This is a genomic window from Noviherbaspirillum autotrophicum (assembly GCF_000818395.1).
GTDB lineage: Bacteria > Pseudomonadota > Gammaproteobacteria > Burkholderiales > Burkholderiaceae_D > Noviherbaspirillum > Noviherbaspirillum autotrophicum.
Map to the genome: position 1 here is coordinate 74,946 of NZ_JWJG01000028.1, position 23,365 is coordinate 98,310.

A 23,365-nucleotide genomic window follows, 5' to 3' on the forward strand; every position below is an offset into this window, starting at 1 on the left:
CCGCTTGCGTTCAACATTCCTTGTCTGCGGGGCGGTGAATGGACCTTAGTTCCGAAGTGAGGGCGGAAAGATCCGGAAACAGCGTGTATTTTCTGATACCCAGTGCGGTAAGCTCTTCAAAGAAGCCCGCGACGGCGCAGCGGTCGACCACGTATTGGCGCAGCCAGGCATCGGCCCCGTCCATCAGGTTGAGCGGTGTGCGGCTGGAATGGATCGTAAATGCGCCTTGCTGCAACTGGATGCGGGGATCGTGTTCAATCGCCATGGCAACGCCGACAGTGTTCAGCTCTTCCCGGTTCTTGAACGCGGGCACGATGAGCGGCTCATAGGAAGAGGCATCGAGCGGGAAGATCAGCGGCTCGAACCCTTGGGCTTCATTCAGTTTCCTCGCATCCAGCGCCCAGATACAGGCATCGCAACCGCCGTTCCTTGCCGCGACATAATCCGGATGGACCGAGAAAAAGGCGGCGATCAGCGGCGAATACGTCCAGTCCAGCAACCGCGTCGGCAGCCCATAGTGCTGCATGAGGGCAAGCCAGCCCGGATAATCGTCGCTCGACGGGCAGACGGCGTGCCGGCTGCGCGCCCGCACGCGGAATTCGTTGGTCAGGTAGCGTTCCTGCTGCGGCGAATAGCCGCGTTGAACACTCGGCGTAAGGTTCCAGTCGGCATCGGTCTGGCCGCGAAACAGCCATTGCTGGTCTCCCGACGCAAGAGCCAGCGCTTCGCGCGACAAGTCGCCGATGGTCCTGATGGGGGTTACGGTGATTGTCATGATCGGCTCGCCAGGCACACTCGGTCGATGGCGCTTACGCCATGCGCTCCCTGCGGCGCGAGCGCGCCTCCAACAGCAGATAAGCCGGGATCGCCAGCGCCAGCGGCACCAGATAGTAAATGGTGCGGTACGCCAGCAATGCAGCCAGCACTTCGCTTTTGGGCAGCTGGGCGGACAGCAGCACGACAAACACGCCTTCGAGCACGCCAAGGCTGGCCGGAATGTGCGCGACGACACCGGCGATGGCGGCTACCAGCATCACGTTGAGCACGGTAGAGAAGCCGACCTTCTGCTGCATGAGCAGGAACAGCAGCGCCGCAATCAGCAGCCAGTTGACCGACGACATGGCCAGCTGCAGCAGCGCCAGCCGCAGCGACGGCAGCATGATTTCATGCCCGCGCACGCGCCAGACGCGGCGGTGCGCGCGCGCGCACAGCAGCAGATAGGCGACGATTGCCATGCACAACAGCGCACCGAGCGCGCGCAGCCCGGGGAGATCGAGCTGCCATTCGGGCGGCAGCGCCAGCGGCACGAACCAGAAGGCCAGGCCGGCCAGCAACACATAGCCCAGCCAGTTGGTCAGCATGCTCATCACCACCACGCCGGTCACGGTTTGTGCATCCAGCCCGAGCAGCGAATACATGCGGTAGCGGAAGGCGACGGCGCCGACCACGGAACCGAGATTGAGATTGAATGCATAGCTGATGAAGTTGACCACCATGACTTGACGCGTCGGCACGGTATGGCCGGTGCTGAAGCGCCCCAGCAAGTCGAAGCAGCAATACAGCAGGTAGCTCGCCACCCCCAGCGCCACGGCGCCCAGCAGCCCCGGCGCCGAATGCCGGCGCAGCGACGCCAGCACCTCGGCCCAGTCAACCGAGCGCGCCTGGACCACGAGCAGATAGGCGACCAGAATGAAAAACGCCAGCGTCAGCACGCGCCGCACAGGCGGCCACCACGCCCGCACGGCAAGGCGATCCGGCGGCGGACACGGCTCGGGGTGCGGCGCTTCGCTCATGGGCATGCCGTCTCGTCCAGGCCGTCGGCCGCATCGGGCCGCGCCTCGGGCTGCAGCAGCGCCAGGCGCGGCGCGTGGGCCGGCAGGCGGCCTGCCCAGTACGGGTAGCGCCGCAGCAGATGGAACAGGAAAAAGCTGCGCACCTTGCGCCATGCCTTGGCCTCGGTCAGGTCGCGCGCGGCGATCTGCCGGCAATGGTGGGCCATGAGCCGTTGCAGACGCTCGTCCAGCACGCGGTTGAATGCGCGGTCCCGGATCAGCAGGTTCGCTTCGAGGTTGAACGCCAGGCTGAGCGGATCGAGGTTGCTGGAGCCGACGGTGGCCCATTCATCATCGACCAGCGCCACCTTGCTGTGCAAGGGCCGGTCGCAGTACTCGAAGATTTGCACGCCGCCGTGCAGCAAGTGCTCGTAAAGCATGGCAGCGGCGGTCTGCACGATCGGCATGTCGGGATTGCCCTGCAGGATCAGCGAGACATCGACGCCGCGCCGCGCCGCATTGCGCAAGTCACGCAGAAAGCTATAGCCCGGGAAAAAGTAGGCATTTGCAATCACTACGCGCCGGCGCGCCAGTCGCAGCGCCAGGCGGTACTGGCGCTCGATGTCGTTGCGGTGCGCGCCATTATCGCGCCACACGAAAATCGCATCGGCAGCGCCGCCCGGCGGTGCCGTCGGCTGCGGACAACGGCAGCGCCGCAGTGCCGGCTCGCCCGTCTCCATGGCGGCGTGGATAAAACGGTGGATCTCGGCCACGACCGGCCCCTCGGCTTCAACAGCGTAATCTTGCTTGGCAGCGGGGCCATCGTGCACCAGATGTTCGGCGGAGAAATTGATGCCGCCGACGAAGGCACGCACCCCGTCCACCACCAGCAGCTTGCGGTGCAGGCGACGAAAATAACTGATGTGCCGCAGAAAGCGCGATACCGGTGCGTACATATGCACCCGCACACCGGCGGCGACCAGCGCGGCAATGAATTGCTGCGACAAATCATGCGAGCCGAAGCCGTCGATGGTCAGATCGATATGCACGCCACGCCGCGCCGCTTTCAGTATTGCCGCCTGTAAGCTCTTTCCGACTTTGTCCTCGCGCAGGATGAAGGTTTCGATCAACACTTCGTGCTGCGCGCAGGCAATCGCCTCGCACACGCGCGGAAAAAATGACTCGCCATTTTCAAGGAGCGTGAATTTATTACCGCTAATCCATGGCTGGCTCAACGTTCGCTATCCCTTCGTCTGTCAATCATTGCCGGCTGTGGCGTGATGCATAAAACGCACCAGAAAGCGCGTCGCGCGCCAGTAGGAACATGCGTAAAGGTGCGCCCTCGGATCGCGCAGGCATTGCTATGGAGACGACTCCGGACGAAAGGTTTTCTGCCATGGCGCAATTAGCGCTTCATATGGATACACAGCGCTGCACGGACGGCACTATGCAGCGCTGTGCAGTATCAGCGCCCGATACCGTTGGTCGGGCCGCTTTGCGTGCCAGTGGGCGCGCCGGCAGAACCGCCGCTGCCGACCGCGCCGCTGCCGGGCGACACTGGGTAGGCGGACGAATTGGTGGCCGGCGAGGTGCCGCTCGTGCCCGAAGTGCCTTCCGTGCGGGATGGGCTTCCCGACCCGGAAGCGGCGCAATCGGTATTCCCGGTCGGCGCAACAGGCCCGGAAAGGTTGCTCCCGCCCGTCGTACCGGAACTTCCTGTGGCTGGATTGTTGTTGCGCATCACCGCTGGCGGGCAATCGACCGTGGCGCCGGAAGCCGAGGTGGCGGGCGTACCGGAGTTGCCGCTGCTATCGGGAACCGGCGACGGCGTGGCTACGGTGCCCGGCCTGCTGCTTGGGGAACCGGGCGGTAGATCTGGCATGGCCGGGCTGCCGCTGCCAAAGGTGCGCGCGTCGCCTGCGGCCGCATCCGGGGACGGCGCTTGCGCGCTAGTCAGTCCTGCGGCCGCCGCCAGCGCCGCACAAAGAATCGTTGACGATAGTGCTTTCATCTTGTTTTCTCCTCGAAAAGACAACTCCGTGCCGTAATTGGCTGCAGAAAAAGTAGGTAAACGCCACTTACCTTGCATTGCCTGCGGGTAGATTACGGCCGCGATGGCTAGACGCGTCCTCACTCGGTGCGGCGCCGGTATTGCCCGTGCCCGTGCCCGATGCCTTCTTGCCGCTTCCCGATGCGCCCGACGCCGCTGCCGCGCAATCGGCGCCGGCCGAAGGCGTGCTCGGCCCAGACAAGGCATAGCCGCTTCCGGTGCTGGCGCTGCCGCCATCCTTGTGCGCACTGCGCGCAATCGCGCCGGGGCAATCTGCCTTCTCGCCGGAAGCGGAGGTATCGGGCGTATGCGATCCGCCCGTCGAATTGGGCGAAGCCGGTGCCCCGCCCGAAGCGGCGCTGCCTGCGGTGCCACTGGCGCCGGAACTCTGCGCCGACGTGTGCTGATCCTCCGGGCCACTCGTGCCGAGCGTGCGGTAACTCACCCTGGAAGTATTGTGCGAAGGCACTTGCGCCGGCGCCGTTGCACTCGCCGCCATGAGTGCAGCAAAAACCAAGGTCGATGATGCTTTCTTCATCATTCCTCCACGATGACAGTCAATAGGGTGCGCTATCGTCTGCAAAGACCATGCCATTGGCAATGCCGGCAACCGTGCCATCAGGCCATGTCCTGCCTTGCCGCATGTCACGCAATGGCTTGCGATGTCAAGCCTTTGTCCCTGGAGGACAAGAGGCGGCGTGAATGCGGCGGCGTGCCCGCTGTCTATCGGTGGCGATATGCATTCGTTTTTTTTCGTATGTAGTCGAATACGATCGTTTGCATACCAAAAAAAATTAAAACACCGATCCCACGGACAGGAGACAAAACGTGCACCCCATCCCATTCCGCTTGCCGCACCACTAGCTTCAGCCTGACTGCCCGTTGCAGTCGTTCGCCTCGCGCGAGGTGACGACGCGTCTGCGCGCATATCCGCCGGTGCGCGCCGCTGGCGTACGCCTGTTTCTCATCCGCGTCAGTCAGCAACGGGCCTGTTTTTTGTTGACGAGAGTTTTTGACCAAGGCTCTGCCAAGAGAGTCCCCCACCACAACCAGCCATCTTTATTGGAGACATTTATGGTTATATGGAAATCAGTAATGAATCGAGCGGCCAGCGCGCTGGCCTATGTGACGGTCGCAGCCTCTGCGCTGGCACTGATGCCATCGGCATTCGCGGCCAACAACGATCCTGTCGTACTGGTGCACGGCTTCCTCGGCTTCGGCCCCGCTGAATTGCAGGGCACCGGCTTCAAGTACTGGGGCGGCTACAACGATGTCGAAGCCCACATGAAGACGTACAACGGCTCGCATCTGGTACGCACCGCGAGCGTCGGCCCGGTCAGCTCGAACTGGGACCGCGCCGTCGAGCTGTATTACCAGATCAAGGGCGGCTGCGCCGACTACGGCGCCAAGCGCACCGCGCAATTCGCCGCCTACGGCAAGATCCAGAAGCCGGCTGGGAAATGCTGGGCCGCCGATCCCAACAACAACCCGAACCACTACCCGGTCGCACTGTATCCGCAGTGGGATGCGGCCCATCCGATCCACCTGGTGTCGCACAGCCAGGGCGGGCAATCCGTGCGCACCCTGATCCAGTTGCTGGAAAACGGTTCGCCCAACGGCGACGAGGGCGGCGGCGAACTCTACACCGGCGGCAAGATCGGCTGGGTCAAGAGCGCCACCACCATCTCCACCCCGCATAACGGCACCACCTTGCGCGACGTGATCATCGATTACGTGCCCAAGGTGTCGGAACTGGCGGGCGACATCATCCAGGTCGCGGGCCTCGGCGGCAGCAACGCGCTCTACGGATTCGATCTGGAGCAATACGGCCTGGCGCAAGGGCCGGCCGAATCGTTCAGCGATTTCATCGAGCGCACCAAGGGCGCGCCGTTCTGGTCCTTGTCCAATCGCGATTCGGCACAGTGGGACCTCGGCCCGGATGGCGCCAAGGAGCTGAACAACTGGGTCAAGACTTCGCCCAACGTGTTCTACTATTCGATCGGCAGCAAGGCGACCGAACAAGGCAGCTTCTGCTGCAACTCGACCGACCGCCTCATCGCGCCGTTCCAGAGTTCCAGCTACCAGTACGCGCGCGACGACATGATCTTCTTCACGAAGAACACAGCCGGCGAATGGGTGGTGCCGTCGATCCTGATGCGCGGCATGGGGTCGTATACGCAGACCGATCCGAGCCGCGTGATTATCGACAGCAACTGGTTCGCCAACGACGGCGTGGTCAACACGATCAGCATGAAGTCGCCGGCCGGACAGTCGGTGCGCAGCTATGACGGCACGTCGGTGCGTGGCACGTGGAACTACATGGGGTATTACAATCAGTACGACCATTTCGACGTGATCGGCTGGTTGCTTCCGGGTTCTTCGGTCTATCCGATCTACGACAACTTGACGAAAATTCTGTATGGCTTGTGACCGTGCAGCGCATGCTCGGAAAACGACGATGGAAATGAAACAGATACTTGCATGGACAGGAGCGGCGGCGCTGACCACATCCTTTTTCGTGTTTGTGATGTGGCCGGACGAAAAAGCGGCACAGCGCGGTGCCGCCGAACCCAATCTTTTCAGCTTCATCAAGCCGATGGGCGCCGACGCATCAGCGAGCGGCAGCGCGCGGCCGGCACCGGTTGCCGGCGTCACGGCAGCAGAGCAAGCGGCGTCCTACGCCGCCGAGCAGCCTTCACTGCGCGACGTGCCTGACGCCACCATGAAAGTCGCCCGTGTTCAGGAAAGCGTGCAAAGGATGCGCCTCCGGGGCGCGAGCGAGGATGAGGTGTACCGCATGCGTGCCGCCGAATTGTCGGCGGACGCGGCAACACATCTGGCGGGAATGGAGCGGGATGAAAATGCATGGAAATCCCGCGTCGGCGCTTATCTTGCCGAGCGAGATAAGCTACTTGGCAGTAATTCCGGCATGTACCCTGAAGAGGCATTGCAGCAGTTGCGCAATGCCCGTTTTACCGCCGACGAACAAAAACTGCTCGCCACCTACGAAAGCGCCGGAATCCCCCGGTTGACGCTGGAGTGAGTCTCCGGCGCGCGGCCACCCGGGCTATGATGCCTGAGTGAGCCGCGACCCAGATATTCCCGTCCTCCTGTTCGGCGCCTTTGACCGTCACAACTTCGGCGATCTCTTGTTTCCGCATGTCGCCGCAGCCTTGCTCGTCCGGAAAAAGCTGATCTTCGCCGGATTGAGGCAGCGCGACTTGCGCCGTTTCGGCGGACATCGGGTGCAGGCGCTGCCGCAGCTTGTCAGACAGTGGAAAAACCGGCCGCTGCATATCATTCACGCCGGCGGCGAACTCCTGACTTGCGATGCATGGCAGGCTGCGGTGATGCTGTTGCCGCCGGACCAGGCACAAGAAACCGTCATGCGCTTCGCTGCGCGCCCGGAACAAGGACGGGAATGGGCGTGCCGCATGCTGGGGCTTTCCGATCTGGCACCCTATGTCGTGTCGCGTGACCTGTTTCCCGGCGCAGGCAAGGTGATCTGCAATGCCGTCGGCGGCATGGACCTCGATGTGCGCAATCCTGCCTTGCAGGATGAAGTGCGGGCGAAACTCCGTGCGGCTGACTGGATCGGCGTGCGCGACGGCCGGACGCAGGCATTGCTCAGTGCTGCGGGAATTGCGGCGCGCCTGATGCCCGATCCCGCAGTGATGGTGGCCGAACTGTTTGGCGACACGATAGGCGCGCGCTGGCGGCAAGGCGAAGTTGCCCGAGTGTCGAACGCTTTCCCGGAAGGGTATGTGGCCGTGCAATTCAGCAACGACTTCGGTGATGACAGGACGCTGGCTGCCATTGCCGCCCAGCTTGACGGCCTCGCGTTGTCCAGCGGCCAGGGCATCGTGTTCTTCCGCGCCGGTGCGGCGCCTTGGCACGATGACGTCGATGCCTACCGGCGTATCGTGACCCGCTTGCGCGCGCCATCGGTCATCTTCAACTCCCTCCATCTCTGGGATATCTGCGCGCTGATTGCCGGCAGCCGGGTGTACGCGGGAAGCAGCCTGCACGGCCGGATTGTCGCGATGGCGTACGCGGTCCCCCGCGTCAGCCTGCGCTATCCGGCGCAGGCAGGGCAGCTGGCCAAGCCGGAAGCCTTTGCCGCTGCCTGGGACCCGGCGCTGCCGGCCGCGGTCGAGGTGCATGACATTGCGCATGGCATCGAGCAGGCACTGGCGGCCGACCCGGCACAGTTGCGCGATACCGCCAGACATCTGGCGGCGCGCTACCGCACGGAATTCGCGGCGTTATGCGCCGGGATCCAGTAATGTGTCGCGGCTTCAGCTTCCCGCAGGCCATTCGTTGAAGGGGAAGGGCACGTCTTCCGAGACAAAGGTCAGGAAGTTCACCAGCTGCCGCATATAGAGCCCGAGGCTGCGTCCGAAGGATTGCAGGCGGGCGTTGGGGGCGCCGTTCACCAGGGCCAGCACTAGCTGGATGATTGCGACGCAGAACAGCACCGTGCCGGACAACTGGTACGCGAACGCCATCAGCACCATGAACAATGCGCGTACCAGCAGGCTGCGTTCGCCGGTCGTGATAACGGGAGGATGATTCATGATGACTCCTTTCAAAACATGGACTAATCGTGCACTAATCGCCGTCGCGGCCAAGCCTTTCCAGCTTGGTGAGATGTTTTTTCACCGCTTCGGGTTTCATGTCGCCGGCCATGCCGATCAGGGTTTCATTGACCGGCGCAATGCCGACAAAGCCGAGGATATTGCGTTCGAGCGACTTGATGCTATGTGCGCGGAAATACCACCGATAGATGGCGGCGGGCATACCCATGGTGACGACGACGCGCGCGGAGCGGCCGGTCAATCCCTTGTTGTTGAGCGGATTATTCCTGCCTTCGCGCGCGAACGCGAAGCCGGGACGGGCCACCTGCTCGAGGAAGCCCTTGAGCAGCGCGGGCATGTCGCCCAGCCAGAGCGGAAAAAACAGCACCAGGTGTTCGGCCCATTTGATGGCGGCCTGCGCATCGGCCAGCCCCGGCGGAAGTGCTCCGTCTTCCCATTCATGCTGGCTGCGCAGCAGCGGAAACTCAAGAGCCGCGACGTCGATGCGTCGCAGTTCGTGGCCGGCGGAAGAAGCGCCTGCTGCATAACTGTCTTCCAGCGCATGGCACAAATGGTGTTGGCCATTGTCCGGATGACCTTGAATCAAGAGAATTCGTTTGCTCATGATCGGCTCCCTAGGTATGGTTCAGGCTGTCATACCGTCGTCGTAAATTCCTTGATCCATCACAAAGCGTTCAGGATTCGGAGTGCCAGTCCACCTTCCACCATCGGGGCAACAGTGTTCGCACGTTCAGGCGCGCGAACCGATCATCGATCAGGTACACGATGCCGCGGTCGGATTGCGTGCGGATCACGCGGCCTGCCGCCTGCACCACCTTTTGCAGGCCCGGATACAGATAGGCATAGTCGTAGCCGGCGCCGAACGCGGCATCCATGCGCTCCCTGATCTGTTCGTTGACCGGGTTGAACTGCGGTAGTCCGAGCGTCGCGATGAAGGCCCCGACCAGGCGTTCGCCCGGCAAGTCGATGCCCTCGGCGAACGCGCCGCCCAGCACGGCAAAGCCGATGCCGCAGCCGGCAGGAGTAAAGCGCGCCAGGAATTGCTCGCGCTCTTGCTCGTCCATGCGGCGCGACTGTTCCCACACCGGAATCGCGGGATGGCGCGCGCGAAACAGCTCGGCCACGTTATGCAGATACTCGAAGCTGCTGAAGAACGCGAGGTAGTTGCCGGGCCTCTCGCGGTACTGCCGGGCCATGAGTTCGACGATCGGCGCGAACGACTGCGCGCGATGCTGGTAGCGGGTGGAGATGCTGCCGGCGATCCTGACCGTCAACTGCTCCGCCGTGAAGGGCGACTCCACGTCGATGCAGGCCGTGTCCTGCGGCAGGCCCAGCATGTCGCAATAGAAGTGCCAGGGACTGAGCGTGGCGGAAAACAGGGTGATTGTGCGTGCCGCCCCAAAGCGGGGCGCGAGAAACGGCGCCGGGAGGATGTTCCTGATGCAGAGCACCGAGCGGTCACGCCCGCCATGCTGCTCCTTGGCGACATCGAACAGCGAGTGCGCATCGAATGACTCGATCAGGCGCGAGAAATGCAGCGCATCGAAATAGAAGCGCTGCAGACCGCTGTCGAAATAGGTCGGATTTTCGGCCAGAAAATCGGTGATCGCACTGATCGCCTGCTGCAACGCGCCGGCAAACTTGGGCGGAATTTCCGGATAGGCGCAATAGGCCTGCCCCTGTTCCTTATGCAGCGCATTCCAGGCGCGGTTGAGCCGGTCCAGGCTTTTTTTCAGCGCTGCGGGAGCGGACTGGCGCATGAAGTGGAATGCCGCCTGATCCAGTTCGGCGCTGTACATCTTGCGGGCGCGCTCAATTAGGTTGTGCGCCTCGTCCACCAGCACGGCGGCGCGCCACTGGTTATCGAGCGTCAGGCCATGCAGCACCGCGCCGGTGTCGAAATAATAGTTGTAGTCGCCCACGACGACATCGCACCAGCGCGCCAGCTCCTGGCCCAGATAGTAGGGGCAGACCCGGTACTCGAGCGCGATGGCGCGCGTGGTCGCCTTGTCCAGTGCGCCAGTGACGAGTGCGGCCTGCCTGGCTTGCGGCAGGCGGTCGTAGAAACCTTGCGCGAGCGGGCAGGACTCCCCGTGGCACGCCTTGTCCGGATGCTCGCAGGCCTTGTCGCGTGCGATCAGTTCGAGCGTGCGCAGCGGCAGCGTCGGCGCCCCCTGTCTTATCTGCGCCAATGCATCGAGCGCCAGCGCGCGGCCGGAGGTTTTCGCCGCCAGAAAAAAAATCTTGTCGAGTTTCTGTGCCGGGCAGGCCTTGAGCAGCGGGAACAGCGTCCCTATCGTCTTGCCGATCCCGGTCGGCGCTTGCGCCATCAGGCAGCGCCCGCTGCTCGCCGCACGGTAGACGGCCTCGGCCAACTGGCGCTGGCCGGATCGGAAGGCGGCATGCGGAAAATGCAGCGCGGCCAGTGCCTGGTCGCGAGCGATGCGATGCGCCAGTTCCTGATCGGCCCAGGCAAGGAAACGTTCGCACTGTTCATCGAAATGCTGCTGGAGTGCGGTCGCCGCATACTGTTCGACCAGTACCGTTTCCTTCTGGCTCCCGATCTCGAAGTACACCAGCGCCAGGCGCACTTCGGACAGCCCCAGTTTTTGGCACAGCAGCCAGCCGTACATCCTGAGCTGCGCCCAATGCAGGTGGCGGTGATTGTCGGGAATGGCTTCGAACTTGCCCTTGTAGGTCTTGATTTCTTCCAGCTGGTTCGAGGCCGGGTCGTAGCCGTCGGCACGCCCGCGCACCAAGAGGTGCTTGTATTGGCCCGCCAGGCTGACTTCAGCCTGATAGCCGGCGGCGCGGCGCGCGGTGACGGTAGCATGCCCGGCTATGCCTTCCTGCGCCGACGGCGCGGGCGTGAAGCGTAGGTCGAGGTCGCCTTGCTTGGCGGTGAACTCGGTCAGTGCACGTACCGCGACCGTGTATTTCACGTGCGCTCCTGGGTCCATTGCACATAGCAGACCGCGACCGGCATGCCGTGTTCGACGCAGTAATCCAGCCAGCGCAGCTGGTTGTCCTGCAGCCGGTCGCCCGGGCCTTTCACCTCGATCATGCGGTAGCGCTTGTCGGCGGGCCAGAACTGGATCAGGTCGGGAAAGCCGGCGCGATTGGACGGGATGTCCTTCAGGATGCGCTCGAACCATTTCTTCAGATGGGCGGCAGGAATGCAGGCCAGCGCCATGTCCTTGAGCTCCTCGTCCAGGATGTCCCAGAACACGAAGGGCGACTGTATTCCTGCCTTGTCCGCGAAGTGGCGGTTGATGGTATCGATGTATTGTCCGGAATCGAGCTGGGCCAGGCAGTGCGCGAATTCCCGCTCGCGCCGCCACTGAAAGTCCGCGCTGTGCAAGTCGGCCGGGCCCACATGGAAGGGATGGAAAAAGGCGCCGGGCACGGCGGCGAAGATCGCTTGCCAGCACAGCAGCCCGAACAGTGAATTGATCAGCGTGTTTTCGACGTAGCGCAGCGGCGCGTCCGGCTGCGCGAGATGGGTACCGGCCAGCGCTTCCACCGAAAAATCGGTGTCGGGGCGGGGCAGGACGAGGTCGATGCGCGCCACCGGATGCGCCGGGCGCGGCGCAGTCTTCGGCAAGCCGAGCCGGCGCTGCAGGCGCGGCAGGATGCGCGACAGCTGCTGGCTTTCGGCTTCGCTTTCGGGCTCCCGGCTGGCGGCACCTGCCAGCGCGAACGCTTCCGGGATCTGCCCGCAGCGCTCCAGCACGCGGATTGTGCGCAGGCGTGCTTCAGGAAAGCGGCATGCCGAATAGATTGCCAGCGCCTCGGACAGCGCGGCGTTGCGCTCGTAGTGCTGGGCGATCCGGAACAGCAGCTTCTGGCGCCGGCGCTCCAGCCAGTCGTTGTCCAGCGCGCCGGGGAGATCGCGCAGTATGTCTGCCGCTTGCTCGCCCTGTTCGAAGCGCTCGCCGCACTGATGCAGATGCAGGCAGGTATCGACGTCGGCCCGCGTGCGAAATGCCAGCGAGGACGCGGAAAACGCGACCTTTTCATACATGTAGATGCCGAGGTCGGACAGCACGAATTCTGACCAGTCCTGGCGGCAGTTGCCGAAGAAGATGAGTTTCAGGCGGTCGCACAGCGCATTGACCTGCACCTGGTACACGCAGTCGCCGGCGCCGGGATGCCATGCCTCGAAAGGGCGGGCTTCGGGAAAGTCCACTTGCAGCGCTTCGAGCAGTTCGGCCTTGCGCGCATGGGGATTGGGCAGGCGGAAGGCTTGCGCAATTTCCATTTTGGTCAGCAGGGCGAACGCCTGTTCCAGCGTGAGCAGCGGCCGGTCGTCGATCCAGCCCAGCTGCACCAATGCTTGTGCCGCTTCCCGCGTGCAGCCGATTTCGTCGTAACGCAATTTGCTGGCACGGAACAGCTCGCCCTTGCGCATCACCATGCGCACTAGCAGCGCGCGCGATGGCTGCGCCAGCGCGGTAAAGCGCACGATGAAGGCATGTTCATCGTGCGTGAGCAGGGCACCGTAACGTTCGCTGATCCACTCCAGCACCCGATGGAAATTGTCGAGGTAGTAGAAGCGGTTTTCGAGCGTCCGGATCATCGAAGGAGGTGGCAAATCGGGCAAGGCATGCAGCGCTTGTGGGGCTGAAAAGGCAATGAGGGAGTCCACGGCATTATCGCGAAGCACCGCTTCATCCGCAACTTGTCAGGAATGCGTGACATACGAATAACGCTTGCAGTTGCACTGCGGATCGATTGAATTCTTCAATGAAAGATTGCGGCAGGAAATGGCATAATCGGCGAATCAAAAAATTGCCGTAGGTCAAAACGCTTCATGTATACATCACCGTTTTCCCGCACCACACTTCATGACCTGTTCTCACGCAAGGGCTTGTCTTCCATCTCGGTACTGATCGGTGGCATCTGTTTCATGCTATCGCTGGTGATGGCATTGATCATCGCGCAAGCCAATCCGGGCATGCTGGCAATCTGGGTTGTCGCGATACTTGCAACACTGGCATTCATGCGCATCCATCGCAGATGGCGCGCCATGTTTGAGAGGATTTATGCATTTCAGCCGGCACAGACGGTCCTGGCGGCGCGCAAGGACTGGCGGGGAAATGTGGAAGACGTGGCTTTTCGGGAAATAACTACTTGAGTGGCTGGCATCCCTGACGCTGTCAGACAGCATCAGGGAAAACGCAGGGCGGCAAGCGCCGCTGCGTCGTCGTAATACTTCAGAGTTCTTCGCCGGCGCGCTTGATGCCTTCGTGCTGGTGACTCTGGATCTTTTCCTTGTGCTTCAGCACCTGGCGGTCGAGCTTGTCGGCCAGGCTGTCGATGGCTGCATACATATCGTCGGCGACGCTATCCAGATGAATCGCATTTCCCTTCATGCGGACATTGACTTCGGCACGTTGACGTTTTTCCTTTTCGGTCAGTTGTTCCACGCCGAGGATGACCGCAATATCGGTGATCTGGTCGAAATGGCGCACCACCCGTTCCAGCTTGCTTGTTACATAGTCGCGAAGCGCTGGCGTGACTTCGAGGTGCTGTCCGGTGATTGTCAGGTTCATGCAGTTAACTCCAATTAAGATAAGAAACAGTGGCTGCCCCCGACATGCCGGTCGGCAGGTACTGTCGGCTGTGTACGCCTAGTGTGATCTATTTACAGGTTTGACACAGGGTTCGCGGATGATATGACGCTGGCAGATGGTCGATAAATGATTTAAATCAAAAACTCATGCAAACAAGCCATGCAAAAACCAGCAGATTTCCTCGCCGCTGCGTTCGCGGTAAATCCAGTAGCAAGCCGATGCCGCATCCTGCGCAATGAAGTAGTCGCGCACCACCAGTCCACCATCCCACCAGCCGCATTCGATTCTTTCCGGACCCTTGAGCATTTTTAACGGCGAACCGTAAAACGGCCGGTGCTGGCGCACGGTCAGCGCAACCGGCTTGTCCAGTATCCAGAATGGCCGCTCGGCATGCGGCAGGAACGAGGCGGTCGGACGGGAAACCGTGGCGGCCGGAATCCAGGCGTTGCATATTTCGGGCCGGTGATCCGCGCGCGGCGCCGGTACCAGCACACCCTGGCTGCCCAGGCGCGCGGCCAGCAGTTCCAGCAGGCGGTGGTAATCGGCGCAGGTGCCGCCAGGGTCGGGGAACAGCGACCCGGTCGGCGGCAGCATGGGTTGTGCCTGCGCTGCTTCCAGGTGCAGCGCGATCACCGGGGCGGTGAGTTCGATGCGGCCGAGCCGTTCCTTCAGCAGCCGGGTCAGGTGCTCTTCATGCCAGGCCGGCGCGGCCAGCGCGATCTCGACTGGCGTGGGCGCAATTGCGCTGCGTCCGCGCTCGTGCTGCAGCAGCAGCACGAAGCGCGATATCGCCAGCTGCTGCGCCACCAGCCAGCCGGTCATCTGCAGCAGCAGGCGGCGCGTGGCGAACAAGACGGCTTCCGCATGCTCGATGCGGCCGGGCAGCTCCAGCCCCGCGGAAAATGCCTTGGGCGCCTGCACCCACTGGCACAGTTCGGGCGCCAGTCCGTATGCGCGGTCGAGTGCCTCCAGCACCTCTTTGCCGGTGCGCCGCTGCAGCCCGGCGCGCGGTAGCCGGCGCAGCTCTCCCAGGGTGCGGCAGTCGATCCCGGCCAGCCATTCATGATAGGGCCGCAGCGCGGGCAGCAGGTTGCAGGGCAGAAGATCGAGCCGGCGCATCATGCTGTCGATGCGAATTGCGCGCCGTTGCAGCGGCATGCGGCTGCGGTGGCGCGCAAGCAGCCATGCGCCCTGAGCGGTCGGTCCCATGCCAAGCTGCGGCGTGAAGCCGAGGGCGGCGACGGTGCCGCGCACCAGGCGGCACAGCGCCAGCCGTCCGCCAAACGCGCGCAGGCTGGCCGTCACATCCAGCAGCAGGCTCGACTCTTCGGCAAGTGCGACTTCCGGCGTGTACTGCAGCAGCGCGAGCGCGATGCCGCCGAGCGCTTCCTGCTCCCGCAGGGTGTCGCGCTCGTGGAGTTGCGCATCGGGGCAGATGGCCTGCACCCCGGCGCGCCGCATACCGCTGCGCACTCCGGCAGCAGCGGCAGGTGCGCTCATCGCCAGCACCCGCTCGCGCTCGACGACGACGTGCCTGCCCGGCTCACACCAGCGCGGCAGGAACGCTTCGAGCGGCAGCTGCGGCAGGTGCACGGCGATCCAGGCGCGCATGGGCGGAAGGGGCAAGAAAGAATGGGGATGACGGCATGCCGTCCAGCTTGAGATGAAGCGTTTCGCCATGCAGCGGGCCGCGCCGCTTGATGATGGCGATCCTGACGCCGCCGTTGGCGGGATGCAGCGCCAGCCGCAGCGGCGCGGGCGAGGCATCCTGACCGTCGGCGAGCGGCCGCATGGCCCAGAACAGGATGTCTGCGGCTTGCGCCGCCAGATGCAGGCGTCGCAGCGCTTCCGGGCGTGTGTGTGTTTGCCAGAACAGCAACGCGCCGCAGCTGCCATTGCGCAGGATCTGTTCCGCGCTCCACAAGGCATCGGTATTGCGCGCGGCCTTGACCCAGAGCAGGCGCTCGGCAGGCAGGCCCCATGCGCTCCAGGCCGCTGCCTGCGGCGCATGGGGCGGCTGTACCAGGGCGATGCGGCGTTTTTGCGCGATGGCGCCAAGGGCCGGGCGCAGCAGATGCATTTCGCCGATGCCCGCTTGTGGCAGCAGCAATTCGATCAAGGCTGCACTCGGCCAGCCGCCGCCGGGCAGTTCCCGGTCCAGTGTTGCATAACCGGTAGGCGTGACCGCGGCCCGGTACGAACCCATCTGGCTGGCGCGCCAGACCGCATCCGGCAAAGTGGCCGGGTGCGCAGCCAGCTCCGGGGTAGGGGAAACTAATGCGGGCATCGCACCTCCTAGTTATTCTTTTGAGCGATTGTTTATTTGTTCTGCACTGTATAAATATACAGTATTATTTCGAGCCCGGATAGTTATACCTCAAGTGATTGAGGCCTCGCATTTTCCCGAAGCTGCTTTTCATGCAAACCCGCATTACATCGGTCGGACTATTGGTCAAGGCCGGCCCCGACGACAAGTTTAAATACCCGCACCACATCGATCGCGCCAGCCTCGATGCGCTGCCGGCGAAACCAGGCATTTACATCTTCCGCGACGAACAGGACCGGCCGCTTTATGTCGGCAAGAGCGTCAGCATCCGCACGCGTGTGCTGTCGCATCTGCGCACGCCGGAAGAGGCGCGCATGCTCAGGCAAAGCCGTTATGTGGAATATCGCCGTACCGCCGGCGAGATTGGCGCGCTGCTGCTGGAGGCCCGTCTGATCAAGGAAATGCAGCCGCTGCACAACAAGAAGTTGCGTCGCACCCGCGAAATGTGTTCATTGCACCTGCTGCCGGAAGCGGGCGCAGTGCCCGAAATCGTCTATGCGCGCGAGCATGACTTCGCCTGCACGACGGACTTGTATGGATTGTTCGCCACGCGCAAGGCGGCGCTGGAAAAACTGCGCGAGATCGTCGATGCGGAACGGTTATGTCCGGCCATGGCAGGGCTGGAAACGTTGACGCGCGGCCGTGCCTGCTTTGCGCGCCAGATCGCGCGCTGTCTTGGCGCATGCGTTGGGGAAGAATCGGCGCAAGACCACCATCGTCGCCTGCACGCAGCGCTGGACGCCATGCGGGTCGTGGCCTGGCCCTATGCCGGTCCGATGGGCATTGTTGAGGAGTGCGATGGGTGGATGCAAACCCATGTGATCGACCGCTGGTTTTATCTCGGGTCGATCGACCATGCCGAAAACGCGACGCAGCTCAAGCGTCCGACCAGGCGCGCCTTCGACATCGACACCTACAAAATTCTCGTCAAACCGATAATGCGCCGGGAATTGCGCATCGAGCCTGTGGCGTTCTCAATCAAAAAATAGCGTCACCATCAGGCCGCGTCCGACACGGTGTTCATTGACTTTTCGCCAATGAGCACACCGGTCAGGCCGCCGCTTTTCTCCAGTTATTTGGATGTGCCCGGCGTAGAGGAAGACGAGGAAGAACCGCCCGGTGGTGGAGTGGTGGTGGTGGTACTGCTGCTTCCGTCCGGCGCCGTGGTGGTGCTGCTGCTGCTGCTGCCCGGCGGAGGAGTCGTGCTGCCGGCGCTGCTTTCGGTGCCGCCGGCGCTGCCCGTAGTGCCGCCAGTTGTGCCGCTCGTGCCTGGCGTGCTCGCACTCGGGGCGCTGCCTGGGGCGCTGCTGGTTGCGCCGCCAGTCGTGCCGGTCGTACCACTCGTCGATCCAGCGGTGCTGCCGGCCGTACCGGAACTGGGAGCGCTGCTGGTGGCGCCGCTGCTAGGTGCTTCCGTCGACTCTTTCTTTCCGCATGCAGTGACTGCAAGAGTGGCTACCAACGCCGCGAGCAATACTGAGTATTTCATATCGGTTCCTCTCAAGAAATATAGTTGTAAATTGAGTACTCGGCTTATTGGAGGAACCACAAAAGCGTAAGTGCCGATGCAAACATTGATTAATATCAGTAGCTGATATGTTTTTTTCAATATCTGCTGCCGGCCTGGTTGCATGGGAAATGCGTTGCTATAAAATATTGACTATGGGCAACTTTTTCTGCCGTTATGAAAAGTTGTAGGAACTTAATAATAAAGGCTATGCAAATAGCCTCGGCCTCAGGCAGCACTCAAGGCCGCAGGCCGATTTCAGCCTGCCGGGAGTTACATGAACAAATCATCATTACGCCGGCAACTGGTCTGGCCGTACGTGCTGCTCGTACTGTTCGTTTCAGCGACGATCGGCTGGGTGTCGTACCGCGCCGGCGAGGAAGCCGTCCGGGAGCTCTCGCAGCGCCTGCTGACGGACATGGCGGACCGCATCGGCCGTGCAACCGAACAGCATCTGGCCGGCGCGCTGACCGCGCTGAACGCGGTGGCGCCCGATCCACGCACGCTTCCCCGGGAACAACCGTTTTCCGACGACCTCGCCGCACTCGAGCGGCGCTTCTGGGTAGCCACTGGCTTATCCATGGACATCAACAACTACGTCTATTTCGGCGGCGCGGACGGGCGCTTCATCGGGGTTGACCGGGTCAACCGGGATCTGGTGGAACTCTATCTGCGCGAGCCCGGCGCCGGCAAGCGCACGGTGTATGCAGTGGAGGCTCCTGGCGACTGCAGCCGCGTACTGCGCACCGACGACTATGACGCGCGCAAACGCCCCTGGTACGCCACGGCCGTCAGAAGGAGCAAGCCGGTGTGGTCGCCGGTATATAACGATTTCACCTCGAAGGAGCCCACTATCACCCTGGCCAAGCCGGTGTATCGCGCGGACCACAGCGTGGCTGGCGTGCTGGCGACCGATGTCACGCTCCGGATGCTGACGGACTTCCTGCGCACGCTGAAGATCAGCGAGCATGGCTTGGCATTCGTGATGGACAGCGATGGCGTCATGATCGCCACTTCAGGCGGCGAGCTGCCGTTCAAGATGGTGCAGGGCGTGCCCGCTCCCCGACGCATCGAGGAAATGCAGACGCCGCTGATCCGCGAGGCCTATGCCAAGGTACTGGAATGGAAAAACCGGGAAACAGACGGCGGCGCACCTGGCGAAAACGACTTCACGGCCGTTGCCGGTTCGCTTGAAATTGCCGCCAGCCGGCTTGGGCAGAAGTACGGCGTGGACTGGATCAGCGTGGTCGTCGTGCCGCGCTCGGATTTCATGGGCGGCGTCACGCGCAGCTTCATCCAGGGCATCTTCATCGCCGCCTTCTGCGTCATCGTCGCGCTGGTGCTCGGGCTGTCGCTGCTTAACCGGGTACTCAACGACATTCGCCAGCTCACCGACGCAGCTAGGAAGATCGGCGACGGCGAGCCGCTGCCTGCGCTCAACATCCGCCGTCGCGACGAGATCGGCCAGCTGGCGATGAGCTTCAGCGAGATGGAGCACAACCTGCGCATCGACAAGCTGACCGCAGTGTTCAACCGCGCATCGCTGATTGCGCAGATCGGTTTCTTGCGGCGCCAGCTGGCGCAGAAAGGAAGCGAGCAGCCCAGCTTCGCGCTGCTGTTCATCGATCTCGATAATTTCAAGACCATCAATGACCACTACGGTCACGGCGCCGGCGACCGGGTGCTGGTCGCCGTTGCGGCGCGCCTGAAGGAGGCGGTGCGCGTGAGCGATGTGGTGGCGCGCTACGGCGGCGATGAATTCGTCGTGCTGCTCAAGGGCGTAACCGACGTCCATGACGTGATCGCGACCGAGAACAAGATCCGCGATATCGTGGAAGAGCCGGTGCAGCTCGAGCATGGCTCGGCGCAGGTCGGCATGTCGATCGGCTGGGCGCTGTTCCCGCAGGATGGCGAGGATGTCGACGCGCTGATGAAGATCGCCGACCAGCGCATGTTCGAAGCCAAGAAGGGCCGCAAGGCAGCGCGCTAGAGTCTGTCATGCCGGCTTCACATAATCGCGCAGGAAGGTGCGGGTTTCGCTGTCGGGGAAGACGATTGTCACCTTGTTGCCTTGCGAAGAAACGACCCGCCCTTCGCCGAACTTGGGCACCCTGACGGCGCTGCCGCTGGCCAATGGCGGAGGCACTTCGCCGGACGGCGGAATATGATGCCGCACGTGTTCCGGCGTGAGCGACTGTTCCGGTGGGCGCAGGCAGTTGTCGCAGGTGCCGCAACGTTCCCAGCGGACTTGCTCGCCGAAATAGTCGAGCATTACCTTCCATCGGCAAAAGCCGGTCTGTGCATAGAACACCATGCGTTCCAGCGCTTCGTGGTCGCGTGCGCTCTTGTCACGATAGGTGTCGACCAGTTGTGCCAGTTCGCGCGGCTTGGCCTGGCGCTTTTGCAAACGGTAGGAAAGGTTGTCGTCCTGCGCCACTAGCCCGCCATCCTTGAGCAGCTTCAGCGCCACATGCAGCTTGCTGTCCGAAATTTGTTCCAGCGTTTCATGCAGTCGTGCGAACGGGACGGCCGGATGCTCCGCTGCCATTTCCTGCAGTGCCGCATAGATGGTCGTCAGGTCATCCACGCCGGGATAGCGCCGCGCCAGGAAAAACTGCTGCACCTGCTTGTCCTTCAGATAGTGCAGCAGCGTGCATTCGGATGGCACACCATCGCGCCCCGCGCGCCCCGATTCCTGATAGTACGCTTCCAGGTTGGCAGGCAACTGGTAATGAATCACGAAGCGGATGTCGCGCTTGTCGATTCCCATCCCGAATGCGTTGGTGGCCACCATGACGCGCGCTTCGCCCCCCATGAAACGATCCTGGTTCTGGGTGCGTGCCTTGGCCGGCAACTGGCCGTGATAATGCGTCACGCTTTCGCCGGCTTGCCGCAACATCTCGGCCACTTCCTCGACTGCCTTGACAGTGGCGGCATAGACGATGCCCGCGCCGTGCGACTCGCGCACCAGACGCAGGACATGGCTCGCCTTTTCCGCCTCGTCGGTTGCAGCAATTACACGATAGTGCAGATTTGGCCGGTAGATGCCGGTGTTGATAACCTGCATTTCCGGCAAGCCAATCTGCTTGCGTATATCCGCGACTACATCATCCGTAGCAGTGGCCGTCAACGCCAGAACGGTCGGATGGCCGAGCGCCTCGATGGCGGCGCCGAGCTGCAGATAGCTTGGCCGGAAGTCATGCCCCCATTGTGAAATGCAATGTGCCTCGTCGATGACGAACAGGCTGACCTTGCCTTGCCGGAGCGTCGCCAGGAAATCGGGATCGGACAGGCGTTCCGGCGTGGCGAATACGAATTCGTTACTTGCGTTTTCGATGCTCTGCAGCGCGGATTCCTCCTCGCGGCTGGTAAGCGTGCTATTGACTTCAGTAGCGGCGACGCCATTGTCTTCCAGCTTGGATGCCTGATCCTTCATCAGGGCGATGAGGGGGGAAATCACCACCGTCGTGCCGGGAATTTTCAGAGCGGGAAGTTGATAGCACAATGACTTGCCGGCGCCGCTAGGCATGACGGCGAGCGTGTCGCGACCCTGCAGCACGCTTTCGATGACATCCTGCTGCCCCGGACGCAGGCTTTCGATGCCGAATGCTTCCTGCAATGTTTCCTGCCAGGTTTCCTCCTCGGGAGCATGGGGATCGCGCCCCGGCTTGAGGGAAGGCGGAATGCGATAGCGTGGCTTTCTCGATGAGGAACTGATTGCGCTTGTCATGACAGCGATGCGTTGAGGCGGATGAAACTCACCTTAATGCAGCAATCATGCCAATGAGAGTGTTCGCGGCTGTCCAGCGGCGTGCCGCGAAGACCGTGCGGGCCGACGACTGCAAGCGGGAAGCCTGGCCATCGACTCGATTAATTCAGGTAAAAATTGGCAAACCTGCGCTGGTGTTGGGATGAAATATATGCGTAGAGGAGGGTGCGAATAATTTGCACTATGGTGTTTGCATATGGGGTACAATGCGACACCGATTGAAGTTTGAGCTAGCAGTGCAGTGTCGATCTGTCATTTCTTTTCTTGCTTCAAAGGATAGACCGGGCGCAAGCCCATTAACTGAAATAGGAATGTAGTAATGGCAACAGGCATTGTTAAGTGGTTCAATGACGCAAAAGGTTTTGGTTTCATCACTCCGGACGAAGGCGGCGAAGATCTGTTCGCACACTTCTCCGCAATCCAGTCCAACGGATTCAAGTCGCTGAAGGAAAATCAGCGCGTATCGTTTGAAGTGACGACTGGCCCGAAGGGCAAGCAAGCATCGAACATTCAGCCCCTGTAATTTCGGACTGATTCAGTAAAAACCCCGGCATGCCGGGGTTTTTTCATTTCTGCGTACAATTTTTTGCCGGTCCTTGATTGGCGCGCCGCGATGTATTGTTCAGGATTGCGGCAGCAAGACGGCGGCGCCGTCGAATTGTCCGGTGCGCAGTTCCGCCAATGCGCGGTTTGCCTCTTCCAGCGGATAGGCAACCGGCGCGGTTTGGATATCGATATCCTGCGCAAGAGAAAAAAATGCATCGCCGTCGGCGCGCGTCAGGTTGGCAACCGAGCGCACCGTCCGCTCGCCCCATAGCAATGCATAGGGAAAGGACGGGATGTCGCTCATGTGGATGCCGGCACAAACCACAGTTGCTCCCTTGCTGGTTGCCGCCAGCGCCGCCGGTACCAGTGCGCCCAGCGGTGCAAAAATAATTGCCGCATCGAGCAGCTGCGGTGGCTTCACCGTAGAGTCGCCGGCCCATGCAGCACCAAGCGAACGCGCAAACTGCTGCGAGCGGGTATCGCACGGGCGCGTGAAGGCATAAACTTCCTTGCCTTGCTGGCGCGCGACCTGTGCAATGATGTGCGCTGCGGCGCCGAAACCGTACAATCCTAGCCGCTGCGCATCGCCGGCCATGGCGTAGGCGCGATAGCCGATCAGTCCCGCGCACAGCAGTGGCGCCGCGTGGATATCATCGTAGCGCGATGGAAGATCGAAGCAATAGCGCGCATCGGCCACAGCAAATTCCGCATACCCGCCGTCGCGGTCATAACCGGTGAAGCGCGGCGTGTCGCACAGGTTTTCATGCTGTGTTGCGCAATACGCGCAATGGCGGCAGCTGCCGCCCAGCCACGGCACGCCGACGCGCTCGCCGATGGAAAAACGCCGCACCCGCTCGCCCACGGCGGCTACCGTGCCGACCACTTCGTGCCCCATGACGAGCGGGGCTTTATGCGGAGGCAGCTCTCCGTCCGCGATATGCAGGTCGGTACGGCAAACGCCGCAGGCGCTGACCCGGATCAGCACGTCGTCCGGGCCCGGCGTCGGTATGGGGATGTGCGCCAGGCGCAGCGATGTATGAGGCTGGTCCAGCAGCATAGCGCGCATCATGCCGCCGTGGGCGTGCTCCGGCATGGCCTGATCCCTTCATCGGTCGTTAATGGCTTCATGATATACATCGATCCGTTGCCCGGGTAAGGTGATGCCGGCTGCTGGCGAAAAAAAAGCGGCCATTAACATGGCCGCTTGCGCATTGTCTGGAG

22 protein-coding genes are annotated in these 23,365 nt (G+C 62.3%); 8 read left to right on the forward strand and 14 right to left on the reverse strand.

Annotated elements, in window-relative coordinates; all coding sequences use genetic code 11:
- Positions 1–10 precede the first annotated feature (10 nt).
- The 5 genes from TSA66_RS25270 to TSA66_RS25280 all read right to left on the reverse strand — a co-directional run bounded on the left by TSA66_RS25270 (position 11) and on the right by TSA66_RS25280 (position 4,363).
- The gene (locus tag TSA66_RS25270; RefSeq protein ID WP_052452010.1) at positions 11–775 is read right to left on the reverse strand and encodes an FRG domain-containing protein; all 765 of its coding nucleotides are present in this window, start codon (positions 773–775) and stop codon (positions 11–13) included.
- 34 nt (positions 776–809) lie between these two features.
- Positions 810–1,799, reverse strand: coding sequence for a lysylphosphatidylglycerol synthase domain-containing protein (locus tag TSA66_RS01670; RefSeq protein ID WP_332309923.1), 990 nt, complete (start codon positions 1,797–1,799; stop codon positions 810–812).
- Positions 1,790–3,007: a cardiolipin synthase ClsB gene (gene clsB / locus TSA66_RS01675; protein ID WP_040038743.1), complete on the reverse strand. Its 1,218-nt coding sequence runs from the start codon at positions 3,005–3,007 to the stop codon at positions 1,790–1,792. Before clsB ends, TSA66_RS01670 begins: the two co-directional genes overlap by 10 nt.
- Positions 3,008–3,237: 230 nt before the next feature.
- On the reverse strand, positions 3,238–3,783 hold the full coding sequence (locus tag TSA66_RS26700; RefSeq protein ID WP_157691563.1) for a hypothetical protein: 546 nt from the start codon (positions 3,781–3,783) through the stop codon (positions 3,238–3,240).
- A gap of 67 nt (positions 3,784–3,850) precedes the next feature.
- Complete coding sequence (locus tag TSA66_RS25280; protein ID WP_157691564.1) at positions 3,851–4,363, reverse strand: hypothetical protein; 513 nt, start codon at positions 4,361–4,363, stop codon at positions 3,851–3,853.
- 554 nt (positions 4,364–4,917) lie between these two features.
- Between TSA66_RS25280 and TSA66_RS01690 the strand changes: the two genes are divergently transcribed.
- The 3 genes from TSA66_RS01690 to TSA66_RS01700 all read left to right on the forward strand — a co-directional run bounded on the left by TSA66_RS01690 (position 4,918) and on the right by TSA66_RS01700 (position 8,108).
- The gene (locus TSA66_RS01690) at positions 4,918–6,252 is read left to right on the forward strand and encodes an esterase/lipase family protein (protein WP_040038746.1); all 1,335 of its coding nucleotides are present in this window, start codon (positions 4,918–4,920) and stop codon (positions 6,250–6,252) included.
- 97 nt (positions 6,253–6,349) lie between these two features.
- On the forward strand, positions 6,350–6,865 hold the full coding sequence (locus tag TSA66_RS01695) for a lipase secretion chaperone (RefSeq protein WP_198358675.1): 516 nt from the start codon (positions 6,350–6,352) through the stop codon (positions 6,863–6,865).
- A gap of 37 nt (positions 6,866–6,902) precedes the next feature.
- Positions 6,903–8,108 carry a polysaccharide pyruvyl transferase family protein gene (locus tag TSA66_RS01700; protein WP_040038747.1) on the forward strand — a complete coding sequence of 402 codons (1,206 nt, stop codon included), beginning with the start codon at positions 6,903–6,905 and terminating at the stop codon, positions 8,106–8,108.
- Between the two features lie 12 nt (positions 8,109–8,120).
- Here the strand turns inward: TSA66_RS01700 and TSA66_RS01705 are convergent, their stop codons facing one another.
- From TSA66_RS01705 to TSA66_RS27275, 4 genes are all read right to left on the reverse strand, one after another.
- Complete coding sequence (locus tag TSA66_RS01705; protein ID WP_052452015.1) at positions 8,121–8,399, reverse strand: DUF4389 domain-containing protein; 279 nt, start codon at positions 8,397–8,399, stop codon at positions 8,121–8,123.
- 34 nt (positions 8,400–8,433) lie between these two features.
- On the reverse strand, positions 8,434–9,024 hold the full coding sequence (locus TSA66_RS01710; RefSeq protein ID WP_040038748.1) for an NAD(P)H-dependent oxidoreductase: 591 nt from the start codon (positions 9,022–9,024) through the stop codon (positions 8,434–8,436).
- Positions 9,025–9,094: 70 nt separating this feature from the next.
- Positions 9,095–11,362: an ATP-dependent DNA helicase gene (locus TSA66_RS01715; RefSeq protein ID WP_198358677.1), complete on the reverse strand. Its 2,268-nt coding sequence runs from the start codon at positions 11,360–11,362 to the stop codon at positions 9,095–9,097.
- Positions 11,359–13,068 (reverse strand): VRR-NUC domain-containing protein, encoded by a 1,710-nt coding sequence (locus TSA66_RS27275; RefSeq protein WP_332309924.1) that lies wholly within the window; start codon positions 13,066–13,068, stop codon positions 11,359–11,361. Before TSA66_RS27275 ends, TSA66_RS01715 begins: the two co-directional genes overlap by 4 nt.
- Positions 13,069–13,233: 165 nt before the next feature.
- Between TSA66_RS27275 and TSA66_RS01725 the strand changes: the two genes are divergently transcribed.
- Positions 13,234–13,557 carry a hypothetical protein gene (locus TSA66_RS01725; protein WP_040038751.1) on the forward strand — a complete coding sequence of 108 codons (324 nt, stop codon included), beginning with the start codon at positions 13,234–13,236 and terminating at the stop codon, positions 13,555–13,557.
- 79 nt (positions 13,558–13,636) lie between these two features.
- On the opposite strand, the gene hpf is transcribed toward TSA66_RS01725, so the two are convergent.
- From hpf to imuA, 3 genes are all read right to left on the reverse strand, one after another.
- Positions 13,637–13,975, reverse strand: a complete 339-nt coding sequence (gene hpf / locus TSA66_RS01730) for a ribosome hibernation-promoting factor, HPF/YfiA family (RefSeq protein ID WP_040038752.1) — start codon at positions 13,973–13,975, stop codon at positions 13,637–13,639.
- A 165-nt stretch (positions 13,976–14,140) separates the two neighbouring features.
- Complete coding sequence (locus tag TSA66_RS01735) at positions 14,141–15,607, reverse strand: Y-family DNA polymerase (protein WP_040038753.1); 1,467 nt, start codon at positions 15,605–15,607, stop codon at positions 14,141–14,143.
- Positions 15,540–16,283 carry a translesion DNA synthesis-associated protein ImuA gene (gene imuA, locus TSA66_RS01740; RefSeq protein ID WP_052452016.1) on the reverse strand — a complete coding sequence of 248 codons (744 nt, stop codon included), beginning with the start codon at positions 16,281–16,283 and terminating at the stop codon, positions 15,540–15,542. The genes TSA66_RS01735 and imuA overlap by 68 nt, the downstream gene beginning before the upstream one ends.
- A 131-nt stretch (positions 16,284–16,414) precedes the next feature.
- On the opposite strand from imuA, the gene TSA66_RS01745 reads away from it, so the two are divergent.
- The 3 genes from TSA66_RS01745 to TSA66_RS01755 all read left to right on the forward strand — a co-directional run bounded on the left by TSA66_RS01745 (position 16,415) and on the right by TSA66_RS01755 (position 19,819).
- On the forward strand, positions 16,415–17,311 hold the full coding sequence (locus TSA66_RS01745; protein WP_040038755.1) for a hypothetical protein: 897 nt from the start codon (positions 16,415–16,417) through the stop codon (positions 17,309–17,311).
- 48 nt (positions 17,312–17,359) lie between these two features.
- Positions 17,360–17,881, forward strand: a complete 522-nt coding sequence (locus TSA66_RS01750) for a hypothetical protein (protein ID WP_040038756.1) — start codon at positions 17,360–17,362, stop codon at positions 17,879–17,881.
- A 225-nt stretch (positions 17,882–18,106) separates the two neighbouring features.
- Positions 18,107–19,819 carry a sensor domain-containing diguanylate cyclase gene (locus TSA66_RS01755; protein ID WP_040038757.1) on the forward strand — a complete coding sequence of 571 codons (1,713 nt, stop codon included), beginning with the start codon at positions 18,107–18,109 and terminating at the stop codon, positions 19,817–19,819.
- A gap of 6 nt (positions 19,820–19,825) precedes the next feature.
- Here the strand turns inward: TSA66_RS01755 and TSA66_RS01760 are convergent, their stop codons facing one another.
- Entirely contained in the window at positions 19,826–21,559 is a 1,734-nt protein-coding gene (locus tag TSA66_RS01760) for a RecQ family ATP-dependent DNA helicase (RefSeq protein WP_084199192.1), read from the reverse strand.
- A 358-nt stretch (positions 21,560–21,917) separates the two neighbouring features.
- On the opposite strand from TSA66_RS01760, the gene TSA66_RS01765 reads away from it, so the two are divergent.
- Positions 21,918–22,121, forward strand: a complete 204-nt coding sequence (locus TSA66_RS01765; RefSeq protein ID WP_040038759.1) for a cold-shock protein — start codon at positions 21,918–21,920, stop codon at positions 22,119–22,121.
- Positions 22,122–22,220: 99 nt separating this feature from the next.
- Here the strand turns inward: TSA66_RS01765 and TSA66_RS01770 are convergent, their stop codons facing one another.
- On the reverse strand, positions 22,221–23,210 hold the full coding sequence (locus TSA66_RS01770) for a zinc-dependent alcohol dehydrogenase family protein (RefSeq protein WP_040042060.1): 990 nt from the start codon (positions 23,208–23,210) through the stop codon (positions 22,221–22,223).
- Positions 23,211–23,365: the final 155 nt, after the last annotated feature.